The organism is Plantactinospora solaniradicis, assembly GCF_042658085.1.
GTDB classification, from domain to species: Bacteria; Actinomycetota; Actinomycetes; order Mycobacteriales; family Micromonosporaceae; genus Plantactinospora; species Plantactinospora solaniradicis.
Window position 1 is genome coordinate 159,342 of the sequence record NZ_JBHSPR010000053.1, and the last position, 15,329, is coordinate 174,670.

Genomic DNA, 15,329 nt, shown 5'->3' on the forward strand with positions numbered 1-15,329 from the left:
ATCATCGGACTACGGCTACTGTCCAGTATGGATTGCAGAGAGTAATTCCAGGCCCAATTCAGGAGCGGGGCAGGACGTCGCGGTCCGGAAGGTCGTCGTCGTCCTCGTCATCCTCGTCCTCGGCCCAGTTGCGGCGCATGAACGGCAGGGCGGCCCAGAAGGTCAGGAACCACACGCCGGTAAGCCCACTGAGCACGAACGCCACCGGGCGGGGCAGGATGAAGTCCGTTATCAGCAGCACCGAACTGACCATCGAGATCAGCATGAATGCCAGGCCGCCGGTGGCCATGCTGTGCGCGTACCGGACCAGTTCCGGCTTGCGCCCCTGCCGGAACAGTGCCCGGTGGAACGCGACCGGCGAAATGATCAGCGCCGTGGCGGCGGCGGCGGCGAGCAGCGCGACGACATAGGTGTCCTTCTGGAACTCCGTGGCCCTGGGGAAGCCGTTGCTGAACGGCAGGGTGAGCAGGAACGCGAAGAGGATCTGCACCCCCGTCTGCGCCACCCGCAACTCCTGCAACAGGTCGGCGAAGTTCCGCTGCCAACGCTGCTTCTCGGTCTCCACGGCCACCCGGGCACCTCCCGCCACCGATCGGGCCGATCCCGATCGAAGTTCGAAGCAGTTTGCCCAGTGCGGCCGAACATGAAACGCGAGGCGAATTCGCCGGGTGTCACCACCACGCAGTCTGCTCCGGCCGGGTCACCCGGCCGTCAAATCCCGCGCTCGCCGGACGACAGGCGGGATCCCGCACTGCTGCGCGAGATCACGGACGACATGGATCATCCCGCTCTGAACCGGCCCGGTCATCCCGCCCTGAACCGACCCGGGCATCCGCCTTCCGGCGTCCCGGTCAGGCGCCCCGCCGGATCCGCCCGGCGTACCGGGCCTCCAAGGCGTTGTTGTGCCCGTCGCTGTCCGGGATGTTCGCCGAGAGGTAGACCGGCGGCGTCTCCCCCGCCTCGACCAGCCGACGAACCACCTCCACCACGATCTGCTGGGCGAGCAGCGCGGCGGTGATCGACGACACCGCGCCGACCGCACCGCCACCGGGCAGCGGCAGAGTCGCGTCGCCGTACGGGGCGCCGTTGTCCAGGACCACGTCGGCCACGTCACCGAGTTTCCGCCCGGACGGATGCCGGGAGGGCACCCCGTCCGAATGCTCCCGGGAGGTGATCGCGATCAGGCCGTGCCCACGTTCCTTCACCAGCGACGCGAACTCCACGATGGTGCCGTTCACGCCCGAGTTCGAGGCGATCACGAAGACGTCCCGGGGGTCGATCGGGGACAGCTCGTAGAGCCGGTGCGCCACCGTCGGATCCCGCTCCAGGGTGGGACCGAGGATCTCGACCGACTCACCACCACGCAGTACCAGGTCTCGTAGCGCGATCCGGTTCGTCGGCACCAGCCCGCCCGCCCGACCGGCGATCTCCATGGCCAACGCCTCCGAGTGCCCGGTGCCGAACGCCTGCACCACACCCCCGGTCCGGAGTGCCGCCGTGATCAGGTCGGCCGCCAGACGTACACCCTCCCGCTGGCCGGCCGCCACCCGCCCGATCGTCTCGGTCACCACGTCGAGATAGCCCTGCGCGCTCAGTGTCACGAATCCTCCGACTCACTCGTACGGCTGCTTCGGCGGGGCGACCCGCCGCCACGACTCGACCTCGAGATAGGGAATGTCCACATCGCTCACCGGATCCTTGCCGAGCCGCGTGGTGTACCGGCCGACCACCTCGACCCAGGTGTCCGCCGGCACCCCGGTCGGGACGTCCCCGGACATGCCCAGCTTGATCGGGCGGCCGTCGGCGGCACAGCAGGAGAGGATCATCCGGGCCAGGATCGGTTCCCCGTCGGGTCCGGGCGCGACGAATCCGGTGAGCTGGACCCGACGGTCGTGCAGCGTGACGCCCTGGTCGAAGATGGCCCGCCCCGCATAGTCCAACAGGGTGATCCGCACCGGGTCGCCCTCCGGAAGCGGCGGGTACTCCTCGGTCTCCTGACCGGTCAGCGCGGTCCCGGCCTGCCCGGCGGCGTACGACCCGAGGGCCGGTGGCGAGATCAGCAGCAGTCCGAGTACGGGCAGGATGAGCAGCCAGCCCACCCGTGGCTCGTGGTGACCGTGCCCATCGTGGTCCTGCCCGCCAGAGCCGTGCCCGTCCGGCCCGTCCTGCCCGTCAGAGCCGTGCCCGTCCGGCCCCCGGCGCCGGAGGTCGTACCAGAGCGTCATCGCCGCGCAGGCCACCAGCAGGATCCCGGCGACGATCAGGAACGGGCGCAGCCCCTCCTTGACGTACCGCAGGTAGACGTCGGTGAAGCTGGCCTTGAGCACCGAGCCGCCGAGCAGCAGCAGCACCACCGCCTGCGCCTGCCGGCTCACCGCGCGCCCCCGACAACGGCGCCACGGATCGCAGGACCGCAGTTCACAGAACCACGGATCACAGGGCCGCGGTTCACAGGACCACGGCTCCCACGCCGACCGCCACCAGTACGGCGACGACGAACGTCGCCGGGGCGAACCGGGCCGCGAACCGGCGGCCGAAGACGCCGGTCTGCATCGAGATCAGTTTGAGGTCGACCATCGGGCCGACGACCAGGAACGCCAGCCGGGCGGAGAGCGAGAACTGCGACAGCGAGGCCGCTACGAAGGCATCGGCCTCGGAACAGATCGACAACAACACCGCCAGTACGGCGAGGGCGAGCACCGACAGCACCGGATTGTCGGCGAGGGTCTGCAACCACCGCTCGGGCACCAGCACGTTGATGCAGGCCGCGGCCATCGCACCCAGCACCAGGAACCCGCCGGCGTGCACGACGTCGTGCCGTACCGCCGCCCAGAAGGCACGGCCCTTCGACAGGTCGTCCAGCTCGGGGCGGTGGGGCAGCCGGAGCCAGTCGGCCCGGCCGAGCCGCAACCAGAGCCATCCCATGATCATAGCGACGATCAGGCTGGCCACGGCGCGTCCGACCACCATCTCCGGGTTGTTCGGAAAGGCGACCGCAGTCGCCGCCAGCACGATCGGATTGATCGCCGGAGCGGCGAGCAGAAACGCCAACGCGGCTGCCGGGGTGACCCCACGCCGGATCAGTGACCCGGCGATCGGCACCGAGCCGCACTCGCAGCCGGGCAGCACGACGCCGGCCGCACTCGCCACCGGCACGGCGAGCGCCGGATGCCGGGGCAGCGCCCGCGCCCAGAACGACCGGGGTACGAAGACGGCGATGACGGCGGAGAGCAGTACCCCGAAGACCAGGAAGGGCACCGCCTGCACCATCACCGAGACGAAGACCGTCGTCCAGGTCTGCAACCGCGGGGTGGAGATGACCGATGCCACCGGTCCCCGGAAGACGACCAGCAGGATGAGCAGCCCGGCGAGCACCTCGACCGAGCCGACCTGGTCACCGAACCGCCCCCGACGGGGCCGCCCGGCCACCTCCGGGTCGGGCAGCGGTGCGTCGTCGACCGGCGGGAGGGTGGTGCCGATATCGTCGCCCGACCGGGCATCCCGAGCGGTGACCCGGTCCGGCACGGTCACGGCTACGACATCTCCTAAACAGGCGGATCGGTGGCGAAACTGGGCCACCCAGCCTAACCCGGCACAGGGTGTCGACGACCACATCTGGCTGCCCCGCCGCTATCGGCGCTGCCCGATCCGGTGCTAGCGTCTGCGAAACAACTGCACATCCGACAGGGGAGCGCACAGCGCTGAGAGTGCGGGTCACACCCGCAGACCCTCGAACCTGATCTGGGTAATGCCAGCGCAGGGAGTTCGGTCGAGTCTCCAGCCGCGCCGCAGTCCGGGCCCTCCGGATTGCGGCGTGCGTCCTACCTGGTTCGCTGCGCGACTGGGAGGCAAGATCATGAAGCAATCCAGCAACACCCGATGGCGCACGGTCGACATCGTCGTCGCGTCGGTCATCGCGGTCGCGTTCGGAGTCATCTTCTGGGCCTGGAACATGGTCTGGAGTGCCACCGAGGGCGCGTTCACCTTCTTCCCGCCGGCCCAGGCGGTCATCTACGGCGTGTGGCTGCTGCCCGGCGTACTCGGGGGGCTGGTGATCCGCAAGCCCGGCGCCGCGCTGTACTGCGAGTTCGTCGCGGCGTTCGTCTCGGTACTGCTCGGCAGCCAGTGGGGCACGGTCGCCATCATGCAGGGACTCGCCCAGGGCCTCGGCGCGGAGGCGGCCTTCCTCGCCGTCCGTTATCGCTCCTTCCGGCTGCCGGTCGCGGTCGGATCCGGCACCCTCGCCGGGCTCGTCGCCGCGCTCTTCGACCAGTGGCGCTACTACTCCGAGCTCGACTTCGACTCGTTCCGGCTCCCGGTCTTCCTGATCACGGTGGTCAGCGCCGCCGTCATCGCCGGGGCCGGCAGTTGGGTCCTGACCCGGGCCCTGGCCCAGACCGGCGTACTGGACCGGTTCCCCGCCGGCCGCGAACGTACCGCCGTCTGACCGGCGACGGAGCGCGGACGGGGACACGGTCGAAACGGTGCTGCGGTGAGCGCGGTCGAACTGCGCGGATTCGGGTGGCGGCACGCCGGTCGGCGGGCCTGGGCGGTCCGTGACGTCGACCTGCGGATCGAGCACGGCGAACGGGTACTACTGCTCGGCGCCTCCGGAGCCGGCAAGAGCACCCTGTTGGCCGCGCTCGCCGGGCTGCTCGCGGAGGACTCCGGAGAGCAGGAGGGCACCGTCGAGATCGACGGGCTGGACCCCCGCAAGGGCCGGGAGCGGGTCGGCATCGTCTTCCAGGACCCGGAGACGCAGTTGGTGATGGCTCGGGCCGGCGACGACGTGGCGTTCGGGCTGGAGAACCGGGGCGTACCGGCGCCGGAGATCTGGCCCCGGGTCTCCGGCGCGCTGCACCGGGTCGGCTTTCCCTATGGGCTCGACCGATCGACGGCGGCACTCTCCGGTGGCGAGCAGCAGCGGCTCGCCCTGGCCGGCGTACTCGCGCTCCGGCCCGGTCTGCTGCTGCTGGACGAGCCGACCGCCAACCTGGATCCGGCCGGCGCGGCACTGGTCCGCGACGCGGTCGCGACGGCGGTGGACGCCGACAGCACACTGATCCTGGTCGAACACCGGGTGTCGGAGGCGCTGCCGCTGGTCGACCGGGTCGTGGTACTGGAGCCGAGTGGAGGCGTACGGGCCGACGGGTCCCCCGAGGCGGTCTTCGCGGCGCACGGTCCGGCACTGGCCGCCGCCGGGGTCTGGGTTCCGGGGCCGCCGCCGGCACCCCGGCGGGCGCTCGCCCCGGCCGGCGACACCCTGCTCGCCGCCGAGCGGCTCGGCCTGGCACCCCGGCTGGCCCCGACCGACCTCCGGGTACGCGCCGGCGAGGCGCTCGCCGTACTCGGTCCCAACGGCACCGGCAAGTCCACCCTGGCACTGCTGCTCGGCGGCCTGCTCCGACCCGGGACCGGCCGGCTGTCGGCCACCGGGGCACTCGCCGGACGGTACGCCAACACGGCACCGCACCGGTGGCGGGCGCCCGTACTGGCCAGCCGGATCGGCTCCGTGTTCCAGGACCCGGAGCACCAGTTCGTCAGCAGCACCGTCTTCGACGAGCTGGCGCTCGGGCCACGGCGGATCGGTCAGCCCGAGCCGGCGGTGAAGTCCACGGTGGACGAGCTGTTGGACCGGCTTCGGCTGGACCAGTTGGCCGGAGCCAACCCGTACACCCTGTCGGGTGGCCAGGCGCGACGGCTGAGCGTGGCGACGGCGCTGGCCACCGCGCCCCGGCTGGTGATCCTGGACGAGCCCACCTTCGGCCAGGACCGGCGCACCTGGATCGAGCTGGTCGACCTGCTCGCCGGGCTACGCGACGCCGGGCACGGCATCGTCACCGTCACCCACGACGCCGACTTCGTCGCGGCGCTGGCCGACCGGACGGTGTCGCTCGGCGACCGCGCCGGCCCGGTGACCGGCCCGAGCGGATCCCTCGACGGACCCGCCCGGCGGGCCGGATGATCCCCTACCAGCCGATCGCGGCCTCCGACGCGCCACTGGCCCGGCGCAATCCGGTCGCCAAGCTCGCCGCCGCGCTGGTCGTCTCGATCGCGCTGATCGCGACGGTGGATCCGGTCGCGCCGGCGGTCGCGATCGGATTCGAGCTGGCCGTGGTGCCCCTGTTCGGCATCGGGTATCCGGCACTGGCCCGGCGGGCCTGGCCACTGCTGCTCAGTGCCCTCGGCATCCTGTGCACCCTGGTGCTCTTCGCCGCCGAGCGGACCGGCCCGACGCTGTTGCAGGTCGGACCGGTCCTGGTCACCACCGGTGTGCTGGTCACGGCGTTGGGGATGGCACTCCGGGTGATCGCGGTGGCGCTGCCCGGCGTACTGGTATTCGCGACCACCGACCCCACCGACCTGACCGACGCGCTGATCCAGAACGTCAAGGCTCCACCCCGATTCGCGATCGGCGCGCTGGCCGCGTTCCGCCTGGTACCGCTGCTCGCGCTGGAGTGGCAGATGTTGAGCATGGCCCGGCGGGCCCGGGGAATCGACGCCGGACGCAACCCGCTGGCCCGGATGCGGCTGTTCGGCTCGACCGCGTTCGCGCTGCTGGTCGGCGCGATCCGCCGGGGTACCCGACTGGCCACCGCGATGGACGCCCGGGGCTTCGACTCGGGCTCGCCGCGTACCTCTGCCCGGCGTCAGCGGTTCGGCGGCGCCGACGCCGCCCTGATCGTCGGTGCGACCGCGCTGGCCGCCGGGGCCCTCGCGGTCAGCGTCGCGCTCGGCACCTTCCGGCCGCTGGTCGGCTGACCGGTCGCCACCGGCTCATCGTCGCCGCCAGGTCGTGGGCACGGCCAGCTCATGGGCACGGTCAGCTCATCGGGAACGGACGGGGTGGGCCGGTCGGGCCGACGGTGCCGTACTCCGGGGACCCCGTCCCCGCCCGGCACCCACCGCCACCGGCCAGCCGAGTCGTCGCCGTGCGGATTGTTCCGGTGGTGGCGCCGGCTCGGCCGGGCGCGTGCGGTGCACCAGATCGTCGGACGCGGTCGGCCGCAGCTCCGCGAGCAGGATGACGGCGGCGATCGCGGTGAGCAGTCCCCCGGCCAGCGCCACGAGACGTACCCCGGCACCCTCGACCAGAACTCCGCCGAGCAGGGCACCCGCCGCGATACCGACGTTGAAGGCGGAGCCGGCCCCGGCCGAGGCGACGTCGGTGCTGACCGGCGCGACCTGGAGCACCCGGTACTGCACTGCGACGGCAAGGGCACTGAAGGCCGCGGCGGCCACCGCCAGCAGGGCCACCGTGGGCACCTTGAACTGTCCCAGAGCGTAGAGCCCGAGCAACGCTGCCGTGATCAGCAGCAGTGGTGCGGCCATCGCCGCCCAGGGATGCCGGTCGAGAAACCGGCCGACCACGAGGGTGCCACCGAGGCCGGCGAGACCGGCGATCAGCAGCAGGGGGCCGAGCGTCGCCGCCGCGAACCCGCTGACGTCCACGAGGAACGGGGTGATGTACGTCTGGACGGTCAACGTCCCGGTCACCCCGACCGCGGTGGCGAACAGGAGGAAGGCGTACCTGCGGCGGTCCGGTGCACTTCCGCGCGCGGCAGCGCCACGTGGCGGTGGCCCGGCGGGCAGCAGTGCGGTGACCACGGCACAGGTGACCAGCCCGATTCCGGCCAGTACGGCGAACGCGGCCCGCCAACCGGCCTGCTGGCCGAGCCAGGTGCCCACCGGTACGCCGAGCACCGGGCCGAGTGCGGGGCCGAGACCCATCCGCGCCACCACCCTGCCCCGGACCTCAGGGCCGAAGAGGCTGGCGGCAGTGGGCACGACCACCGACCAGAACAGTGCCTGGGTCAGCGCGATGAGCAACCTGGCGACGAACAGGACCTGATAGCTCTGGGCCAGCGCCGACACCAGCATCGCGGCGGCGAAGACGCCGAGCGTTCCGGCGAAGAGCATCCGGCGGGGGACCCGCTGCGTGAGCCGGGCGAGCGGAACCGACGCGGTCACCACCACGACCGCGTAGCCGGTGACGAGCAGCCCGATCTCGGCCCGGGACCGGTCGAGGTCGGCGGCCATCACGGTGAGCAGTCCGATCGGCAGCATCTCGGCGGTCACGTAGCCGAACGCCGCGACCGAGAGCGCGGTCAGCGCCCCGACCGCCCGCCGGTCGGACGTCGCGGAGAGTCGCCGTGATGGGTCGGTCATGGTGTCGTCCTCTCGTTGATCCCGCCGCACTGCTGATCCCGGACCGGCTCACCCAGCACGCCGTCGAGCTACTTCGGACGGTCGACCTACGCCAGTCGCGAACCTGCCCGCCCGCCGACAGCGGCTGCGCCTGGCTGTTCCTCGACCAGAGCCGCAACGGTTCGCGACACTGAGGTGCGGTGGCCGATCGCGGCGCGACGGCCGACCGCAGCGCCCTGGCCACGGCACGACTGCCGACCGAGTGCCGCGCGCCAACCGCTACTTCGACAAAGTGGCTTGACCGGTGGCGATCGCGGCCGTCAGGCCGGTGTTTCGATCTTGATGTTCCGGAACTCGACCTTGTACAGCGGCTTTTCGGAGCCGTTGTCGGTCCTGGGAAAGACCCCGAGTACCACCCGCCCGGCGATCGGCCTGGCGTCCCGCGCCCGGCCGACGAACTCCCCGTCCCGGTAGAACTCCAGTTCCTCACCCCGGGCCACGATGCCGACCCGGACCGGAGTGCCGGCGCTCAACGTCCGTCCGGGCGGGAACTCGTAGGTGCCGGCCGGAGTCGCCGCATTCTCACTGTCGATTCCGTGCGCCACCAGGTAATAACCGTCCGCGCAGATCTGCAACGCGTGACCGCCGGCCTTGTCGGTGAACCGGACCCAGATCGCGGCACAACTGCCCGGCTCCACCAGGGTGACCTCGACCTCCACCCGGACATCCAGCCAGGTGCTCACCGGCCCCCGACACCGGTACGGCCCATTGCTGCGCTTCGTCACCACCATGGCGTTGTCGAACGCGCACCTGACCTCATGCGTCTCGTCCGTTTTCGGTACCCACAACGACGAGACGGTGAGCGGGTCGTCCACCACCACCCTACCGGCCCACGGCGTCTCGCCGGGTTGACCGGACGGGACCGGAGCAGTCGGTGCGCCGGCCCCGGTTGCCGACGGACTCGTACCGGCGTTGGCCAGTAGACCCGGCGACACGTTCGGCTGGACATTCCGCACCACCGTGAACGGCAGGAGATCGGTGGCGTAGCCCGCCACGACACCCCCGCCGAGCAGGCCGACGAGAGCCACCAGGGCAATGGCGGTCCGACGCCACCGACGTACCCGGTTCCGCCGCTCCGGCCCGGCCGGGGATCCCGGCGAAGCGACCGGGGTCCCCGGGGCCGTGGTCCGCGCCGGACCCGACCGACCGGCCAGGACGGGTGCGCCGGTACGGGCGGCGGCACGGACCTGCGGGCTGTCCTGTCGGGTGGCGGCCTGCCCCGGTTCGTCGTCCGGGTGCGGCTCTACGCCCAGCGCGGTCTCGGCCACCGGTCGCTGCTCCGTGACCGCCTGCGCCTGCTCGGCCGCGGCCAGCAGATCGGGCTGCCCGGCGAGCGCGGACGCCAGCGCACCCGACCGCTCCGGTCCACCGCCCAGCAACCGGTCCAGCAACTCGCGCGCGGCGGGTCGCTCTCCCGGTTCCTTGGCCAGGGCCAGCTCGACCAGTTCCCGCAGCGGACCGTCCAGGCCCTCGAGGTCGGGTTCCTGGGTGAGGATCCGTACGGCGGTCGCCGCCGGGGTCTCGGCGGCGAACGGTGTACGCCCGGTGCCCGCGTACGCCACCACCGCACCCCAGGCGAAGACGTCTGCGGCTGGGGTGAGGACGCTCTTGCTGGCGGACTCGAACCGCTCCGGCGCCATGTACGCGGCGGTGCCGACCAGCTGATCCGTCCGGGTACCGGATCCGGCCCCGGTCCCGGCCATGGCCCGGGCGATGCCGAAGTCGATGACCTTCGGGCTACCCGGCGGCAGCAGCACGTTGCTCGGCTTGAGGTCTCGGTGGATCACCCCGGCACCGTGGATCGCGGTCAACGCGGTCGCCATGCCGACCGCGAGCCCGTGCAGGTTGCCCGAGGTGAGTGGACCACGATCTGCCACGACGCTGGCCAGGCTGGGGCCGTCGACGTACTCGGCCACCAGGTAGGGCGGCTCGTGGTCGGGGTCGGCGTCGAGCACCTCCGCCGTACAGAACGGCGGCACCTGCCGGGCACGCTTGACCTCGCCCCGGAACCGTCGACGGAACTCGGCGTCGTGGGCCAGATCGGGACGGATCATCTTGACCGCGACCATCCGGCCGGTGGTGGCCAGGCGGGCCAGGTAGACCGTGCCCATGCCACCCTCGCCCAACCGCCCGAGCAGTTCGCACGGGCCAAGCTGCCGCGGATCCGTGGACCGGAGCGGCTCTACCCCCGCGACGTCGCCCGTCATCCCGATTCGCCCCCACTGCCCCGCAGTCCAGCCACCCCATGGTCGGAAGTCGGGTAAGTATCACATTGGACCGCTGCCGTCGGCAGCCCGGGATTGACGGCCACCGAGGCGATTCGGCTCGCGGGTCCACTTGCGCCAGCCCCAGCCCGCACGCAGGTTCGGCCGGGAAAGCCGTTCCGTTTCCGTCCGGCGGGGCCAGGGAGGAACCGTCCCGCTTCCGTCCGGCGGGGCCAGGGAGGAACCGTCCCGCTTCCGTCCGGCAGGGCCGGGAAGGATCCGGCCGGCGGGGTCGGCAGTCGAGCCGACCCCGCCAGGCGGAAACGGGGCGCGATTCAGCTACGCCGGAAGGCGTACCGGCGGGACGCGGAGGAGCCGCGTCCCCGGCCCACGCCGGTGAACTGGCCGCCGCCTCGGATCACGGGACCGGCCTTCGGCGCCGGGGGTTGGTGGTCCGCCCCGGCGTCGTCGCCCGGCAGCACGACCGGCGCGGCCAGCTCGACCGTCTCGGCATCCTGCCGGGCGGCGCGGGCGGCAAAACCCGATTCGGTGGATCGGGATCGGGTGGCACTTCTGGACTTTCGCTTGGCAGCCATACGGGCTCTCCTCCTGGTCGGGACCGCCCCTGCTTTCGCAGCGGCAGTGGCGCGCTGGAAAAGGGATCCCCGGAAGTCCGGTCACCAGAGGTATCGCCAAAGAAGGCAGAAAGGGTACGGACTCCCGGAGCGCTCACACCCACGCCGCACGGAGGCGGGGCGGGTCGGCTCGGATGAAGGGGAATCAGTACCGCATGTCGCCCACCATAGCCCCACTCCTGACCGGACGCACCCGATTTCCGACCGCCGGCAGCGAGGCAGCGAGGCAGCGAGGCGATCGTCGGCTGCTGTCCGTCAGTGGCGCGAGGGCTCCGGCGCGACCGGGTTGGGCAGGGCACCGCCGAACCGCCGGTCCCGCTGCGCGTACAGCTCGCAGGCGTACCAGAGGTGTCGGCGGTCGAAGTCCGGCCAGAGAGTGTCCAGATAGATCAACTCGGCGTACGCGCTCTGCCAGAGCAGGAAGTTGGAGATCCGCTGCTCCCCCGACGGCCGGAGGAACATGTCGACCGGCGGCACCTCCGGGTGGTAGAGATACCGCGAGATCATCTTCTCGTTGACCTTGTCCGGATTCACCTTGCCGGCGGCGACGTCCCGGGCGATCGCGGCGGCGGCGTCGGCGATCTCGGCCTGGCCCCCGTAGTTGACGCAGAACTGCAGGGTCAACGTCGAGTTGCCCCGGGACATCTCCTCGGCCGTCTGCAACTCCGAGATCACGCTCTTCCAGAGCCGGCCGGCGCGACCGGACCAGACGACCCGGACCCCGAGGTCGACCAGTTGGTTCCGACGCCGCCGGATGACCTCCCGGTTGAAGCCCATCAGGAAGCGCACCTCGTCGGGCGAACGCCGCCAGTTCTCGGTCGAGAAGGCATACGCCGACAGGTACGGGATGCCGAGTTCGATGGCGCCCTCGATGGTGTCGAACAGGGAGGATTCGCCCTGCTCATGCCCCTTGGTCCGGGGGAGTCCGCGCTCCTTTGCCCACCGGCCGTTGCCGTCCATCACCACGGCCACGTGCCGGGGCAACGCCTCGGTGGGCAGCGCGGGGGGCCGGGCCCCGGACGGATGCGGCGTCGGCGGCACCGGCTGCCGGCGATCTCCCCTGGTCATCGATCGGATCACTGCGCTTCCTTCGCTACGTCCGTCGCGCCCGGCTGCGGGACGTGTCGTGCCCGCTCCGCACGCTCGCCGCCCGAACCCCTGTCGACCAGCGGCAACGAGCGTAACCCCCGCTCCAGATGCCATTGCAGGTGCGCCGCGACCAGCCCGCTGCACTCCCGGCGGTGCGGCGGCTCGGCACCGTCCGCGACCCGCCAGTCGCCGGAGACGAGCGCGGCCATCAGGTCGAGGGTGGCCGGGGCCGGATGGGCCGCGCCGGGCGGCCGGCAGTCCGGGCAGACACACCCCCCGGCCGGTACGGAGAACGCGCCGTGCCGCCCCGGCGTGCCGCAGACGGCGCAGGCGACCAGTGCGGGCGCCCAGCCGGCCAGCGCCATCCCGCGCAGCAGGTACGCGTCGAGCACCAGGGTGCTGGCGTGCTCCCCGTCCGCGAGTGCCCGCAGTCCGCCGAGGGTGAGCTGGAACAGCCGCAGCGACGGCTCACGCTCCACCGGGGTGAGCCGTTCCGCCGTCTCCGCGATGGCGCTGGCGGCGGTGTAGCGGGGATAGTCGGTGACGAGCCCCTTGCCGTACAACTGGATGGCCTCGACCTGGCTGACGCTGTGCAGGGAACTGCCCAGCTCACCCTTCGGGTCCCCGGCGAGTTGCAGGTCGACGTGGCCGAACGGCTCCAGTCGGGCTCCGAACCGCGAGGTGGTCCGGCGTACCCCCCGGGCGACGGCCCGGAGCCGGCCGTGCCGCCGGGTGAGCAGGGTGATGATCCGGTCGGACTCGCCGAGCTTCTGCACACGCAGCACCACCGCGTCGTCGCGGTAGAGCTGTCGGCGGTAACCGGGCATCTGCCCATTGTTCCCTGCTCGCCGACCGGCGGAGGCGGCGCGGTCGGCCTGGTCGCCTGAGCGGCGCGGTCGGCCTGGTCGGTGCGGTCGACCCCGAGTCGAGACCCTGAGCCGACCTCAGGGTCAGGGTCGGGGTCAGTCGGTGGGGCGCCCGGATGCCTGTCCGGCCCGCACCGGCATAGCCTTCCGACATGCTGCTTTCCCGGACCGTCACCAACTCTGCCATGGCAGGCGCGGCCGCCCTGATCGCCCTGATCGCCCTGTCCGCCTGCGACGGCCTGGCGGAGCAGAGACTCACCTTCGACCGCACCGAAGATGTCAAGATCACCGAAATCGAGATCGTCCCGGGGTCCGGCGACGTGGTGGTGCGGACCGGAGCGGTGACGAACGTCCGGATCGAGCGGGTGGTGCAGTACCGTGGCGCCGAGCCGACCGGGAACACCTATCGGATCGAGGGCACGAAGCTGTTCCTGGACACCGACTGCGGCCGGCACTGTGGAGTGTCGTACGACGTCCTCGCCCCCGAGGGCGTGGCGGTACGCGGCGAGAACGGGTCCGGCGACATCACGCTGACCGCGGTGTCGGAGGTCGACCTCGAGGTCGGTTCCGGCGACATCAACGTGACCGACGCGAGCGGCAAGGTACGGGCCCAGACCGGATCCGGGGACATCAGCCTCGTCCGGGTGCCGGCCGAGGTTTCCGCGCGCGCCAGCTCCGGATCGATCGACGGCCACGACCTGGGCGCCGGAAAGGTGCAGGCGGAAACGGGATCCGGCGACATCACGCTGACCCTCGCCGCCGCGGCATCGGTCCGGGCCCACGCGTCGAGCGGATCGGTCGACCTGTTCGTGCCCACGGGCGACTACCAGGTACGGGCGACCGCCGACTCGGGTTCGGCCGATGTCACGGTGCCGAACAACCCCACCGCGACCGCCACACTCGACGTGCGGACCGGCAGTGGCGACATCACCATCGGGCGGAACTGACTCCGCCGGCCGTCCTGGATGACGCCTTCCCACTCCCCCGGCGGGTCGGGACGGGCGGCGCGGCACCCGACCCCGGGATCCGGGTGCGCTGCGCCACCGAGCGGACGTCCGGGGCCGGCGTGTTCGCACCCGACCCCGCCGGTACCCGCATTTCCGCCGCCGCACGTCCGGCCGCGACGGTTCGGGACGGGGCGATCGGCGACGTCGTGCTCCGCACCTGCCCGGCGCCGCCGGGCAGCAGGCAGGGTCGCCGCCGGGCCGCCAGGTCCTCCACCCAGCCGAACGCCATGACCGCGATCGTCACCAGGACCGCGACGCCGGCCAGCCGGGCCAGCAGCCCGGCCGTGCTGGAGTGCCGCAGGCCGATTCCGGACAGCAGCGGGTCGAGGGCGATCACGAAGGGCATGTGCCAGAGGTAGACGGTCAACGCCCGACTGTTCAGTACGGTCACCGCGCGGCCGACCTGCGCTCGCCGGTCGACCCAGGCGGCGGCCGTGGGAGCGAGTCCGAACACCAGGAGCACGAACGCGGCGGACCAGAGGGCGTTGCCGATCCGGATGTCGTTCAGGTCGTAACCGCGTGGCCCCGGGTGGGTGAAGATCCAGGCGGCTCCGGCGGCCCCCGACGCGACCACGAGCGACACCAGCAGTTGGCGGGACAGCCGCCGCAGCATCCCGTCGTGATGGGCGAACCCGAGCAGCCAGGCCCCGAAGTAGAGCCCGAAGTCCCGGAGCACCGCCGGCGCGCCCGGATAGCCGAGTTCGACGACGAACAGCAGCAGGTACGGCGCCAGCAGGGTGGGCCAGGGCCAGCGCCGGAACAGCCAGCGGGCCAGCGGAGAGACGAGCACGAACCACAGGTAGTCGCGCAGGTACCAGATCACGCTCAGCGTCAGCGCACCCCAGGCGTTGACCGGTGGATCGGCCAGCGGCACCACCCAGAACACCAGCCGCCAGGACACCGGCAGCCCGGTGAGCAGCATCGCCGGTACGAAGAGTGCCGCCACCAGCCACAGCGACGGAAGCAGGCGGCGCAGCCGGCGGCCGATCGCCGCCGTGCCCCAACGGTCGCAGGAGGCGGCCATCAACGACCCGGCGAGCGCGAACATCACCGACATGGCAGGGAACGCAAGCGTCAGAAAGGCCCAGCCGGTGACGTGATAGACGACGACTCGGACGATCGCAAGGAATCGAAGTAGATCAAAATACCGGTTTCGCATCAGCCTGCATCTGTGCCGGAGGGGATCTTCCGGAAGCCTTCCTACCCCTTACGGCCGCTCGCGGAACCGCCCTACCGAGCGTTCGCAGGTGAACGTTCCGCAAAATTGCGGCAAATCGCCGAGAGTCAGCAGTCGGCTGCGCTCAGCAGCCGACTGCCGCT

15 protein-coding genes and 1 riboswitch are annotated in these 15,329 nt (G+C 71.7%); of the genes, 5 read left to right on the forward strand and 10 right to left on the reverse strand.

What is annotated here, in order from left to right; translation table 11 throughout:
* Positions 1-58: 58 nt before the first annotated feature.
* The 4 genes from ACFP2T_RS37250 to ACFP2T_RS37265 form a co-directional block, all read right to left on the reverse strand.
* The gene (locus ACFP2T_RS37250) at positions 59-571 is read right to left on the reverse strand and encodes a DUF6328 family protein (protein WP_377430474.1); all 513 of its coding nucleotides are present in this window, start codon (positions 569-571) and stop codon (positions 59-61) included.
* Positions 572-851: 280 nt separating this feature from the next.
* The gene (locus ACFP2T_RS37255; protein WP_377430477.1) at positions 852-1,601 is read right to left on the reverse strand and encodes a sugar isomerase domain-containing protein; all 750 of its coding nucleotides are present in this window, start codon (positions 1,599-1,601) and stop codon (positions 852-854) included.
* A gap of 12 nt (positions 1,602-1,613) precedes the next feature.
* On the reverse strand, positions 1,614-2,375 hold the full coding sequence (locus ACFP2T_RS37260) for a TIGR03943 family putative permease subunit (protein WP_377430479.1): 762 nt from the start codon (positions 2,373-2,375) through the stop codon (positions 1,614-1,616).
* 73 nt (positions 2,376-2,448) lie between these two features.
* Positions 2,449-3,444: a permease gene (locus ACFP2T_RS37265; protein WP_377430760.1), complete on the reverse strand. Its 996-nt coding sequence runs from the start codon at positions 3,442-3,444 to the stop codon at positions 2,449-2,451.
* Positions 3,445-3,675: 231 nt separating this feature from the next.
* Positions 3,676-3,781: riboswitch (TPP riboswitch) on the forward strand.
* A 75-nt stretch (positions 3,782-3,856) separates the two neighbouring features.
* Here ACFP2T_RS37265 and ACFP2T_RS37270 point away from each other — a divergent pair.
* From ACFP2T_RS37270 to ACFP2T_RS37280, 3 genes are read left to right on the forward strand one after another with little or no spacing between them, the layout of a single operon-like run.
* Complete coding sequence (locus ACFP2T_RS37270; RefSeq protein ID WP_377430481.1) at positions 3,857-4,447, forward strand: ECF transporter S component; 591 nt, start codon at positions 3,857-3,859, stop codon at positions 4,445-4,447.
* A 45-nt stretch (positions 4,448-4,492) separates the two neighbouring features.
* Positions 4,493-5,965: an ABC transporter ATP-binding protein gene (locus tag ACFP2T_RS37275; RefSeq protein ID WP_377430483.1), complete on the forward strand. Its 1,473-nt coding sequence runs from the start codon at positions 4,493-4,495 to the stop codon at positions 5,963-5,965.
* Positions 5,962-6,762, forward strand: a complete 801-nt coding sequence (locus tag ACFP2T_RS37280) for an energy-coupling factor transporter transmembrane component T family protein (RefSeq protein WP_377430485.1) — start codon at positions 5,962-5,964, stop codon at positions 6,760-6,762. Before ACFP2T_RS37275 ends, ACFP2T_RS37280 begins: the two co-directional genes overlap by 4 nt.
* A gap of 66 nt (positions 6,763-6,828) precedes the next feature.
* On the opposite strand, the gene ACFP2T_RS37285 is transcribed toward ACFP2T_RS37280, so the two are convergent.
* On the reverse strand, positions 6,829-8,169 hold the full coding sequence (locus tag ACFP2T_RS37285; protein ID WP_377430488.1) for an MFS transporter: 1,341 nt from the start codon (positions 8,167-8,169) through the stop codon (positions 6,829-6,831).
* Here ACFP2T_RS37285 and ACFP2T_RS37290 point away from each other — a divergent pair.
* Positions 8,157-8,342 carry a CGNR zinc finger domain-containing protein gene (locus ACFP2T_RS37290; protein WP_377430491.1) on the forward strand — a complete coding sequence of 62 codons (186 nt, stop codon included), beginning with the start codon at positions 8,157-8,159 and terminating at the stop codon, positions 8,340-8,342. The two genes, ACFP2T_RS37285 and ACFP2T_RS37290, sit on opposite strands and share 13 nt — an antisense overlap.
* Positions 8,343-8,468: 126 nt before the next feature.
* On the opposite strand, the gene ACFP2T_RS37295 is transcribed toward ACFP2T_RS37290, so the two are convergent.
* The 4 genes from ACFP2T_RS37295 to recO form a co-directional block, all read right to left on the reverse strand.
* Positions 8,469-10,415 carry a serine/threonine protein kinase gene (locus tag ACFP2T_RS37295; protein WP_377430494.1) on the reverse strand — a complete coding sequence of 649 codons (1,947 nt, stop codon included), beginning with the start codon at positions 10,413-10,415 and terminating at the stop codon, positions 8,469-8,471.
* A 332-nt stretch (positions 10,416-10,747) separates the two neighbouring features.
* A complete protein-coding gene (locus tag ACFP2T_RS37300) occupies positions 10,748-11,008 on the reverse strand; it encodes a hypothetical protein (protein WP_377430497.1) in 261 nt (86 codons plus the stop codon).
* Positions 11,009-11,302: 294 nt separating this feature from the next.
* Positions 11,303-12,115, reverse strand: coding sequence for an isoprenyl transferase (locus ACFP2T_RS37305; RefSeq protein ID WP_377430499.1), 813 nt, complete (start codon positions 12,113-12,115; stop codon positions 11,303-11,305).
* A gap of 8 nt (positions 12,116-12,123) precedes the next feature.
* The gene (gene recO / locus ACFP2T_RS37310; protein ID WP_377430502.1) at positions 12,124-12,963 is read right to left on the reverse strand and encodes a DNA repair protein RecO; all 840 of its coding nucleotides are present in this window, start codon (positions 12,961-12,963) and stop codon (positions 12,124-12,126) included.
* Positions 12,964-13,154: 191 nt separating this feature from the next.
* Here recO and ACFP2T_RS37315 point away from each other — a divergent pair, with 191 nt between their 5' ends.
* A complete protein-coding gene (locus ACFP2T_RS37315) occupies positions 13,155-13,949 on the forward strand; it encodes a DUF4097 family beta strand repeat-containing protein (RefSeq protein ID WP_377430505.1) in 795 nt (264 codons plus the stop codon).
* On the opposite strand, the gene ACFP2T_RS37320 is transcribed toward ACFP2T_RS37315, so the two are convergent.
* A complete protein-coding gene (locus ACFP2T_RS37320; protein WP_377430508.1) occupies positions 13,930-15,168 on the reverse strand; it encodes an acyltransferase family protein in 1,239 nt (412 codons plus the stop codon). The two genes, ACFP2T_RS37315 and ACFP2T_RS37320, sit on opposite strands and share 20 nt — an antisense overlap.
* Positions 15,169-15,329 lie beyond the last annotated feature (161 nt).

Bases quoted from the DNA above. Each gene is read 5' to 3' on its own strand.
- ACFP2T_RS37295 (WP_377430494.1), bottom strand. From the start codon at position 10,415: ATGACGGGCGACGTCGCGGGGGTAGAGCCGCTCCGGTCCACGGATCCG.
- ACFP2T_RS37320 (WP_377430508.1), bottom strand. From the start codon at position 15,168: ATGCGAAACCGGTATTTTGATCTACTTCGATTCCTTGCGATCGTCCGA.
- ACFP2T_RS37300 (WP_377430497.1), bottom strand. From the start codon at position 11,008: ATGGCTGCCAAGCGAAAGTCCAGAAGTGCCACCCGATCCCGATCCACC.
- ACFP2T_RS37270 (WP_377430481.1), top strand. From the start codon at position 3,857: ATGAAGCAATCCAGCAACACCCGATGGCGCACGGTCGACATCGTCGTC.
- ACFP2T_RS37290 (WP_377430491.1), top strand. From the start codon at position 8,157: ATGGGTCGGTCATGGTGTCGTCCTCTCGTTGATCCCGCCGCACTGCTG.
- ACFP2T_RS37280 (WP_377430485.1), top strand. From the start codon at position 5,962: ATGATCCCCTACCAGCCGATCGCGGCCTCCGACGCGCCACTGGCCCGG.
- ACFP2T_RS37305 (WP_377430499.1), bottom strand. From the start codon at position 12,115: ATGACCAGGGGAGATCGCCGGCAGCCGGTGCCGCCGACGCCGCATCCG.
- recO (WP_377430502.1), bottom strand. From the start codon at position 12,963: ATGCCCGGTTACCGCCGACAGCTCTACCGCGACGACGCGGTGGTGCTG.
- ACFP2T_RS37315 (WP_377430505.1), top strand. From the start codon at position 13,155: ATGCTGCTTTCCCGGACCGTCACCAACTCTGCCATGGCAGGCGCGGCC.
- ACFP2T_RS37285 (WP_377430488.1), bottom strand. From the start codon at position 8,169: ATGACCGACCCATCACGGCGACTCTCCGCGACGTCCGACCGGCGGGCG.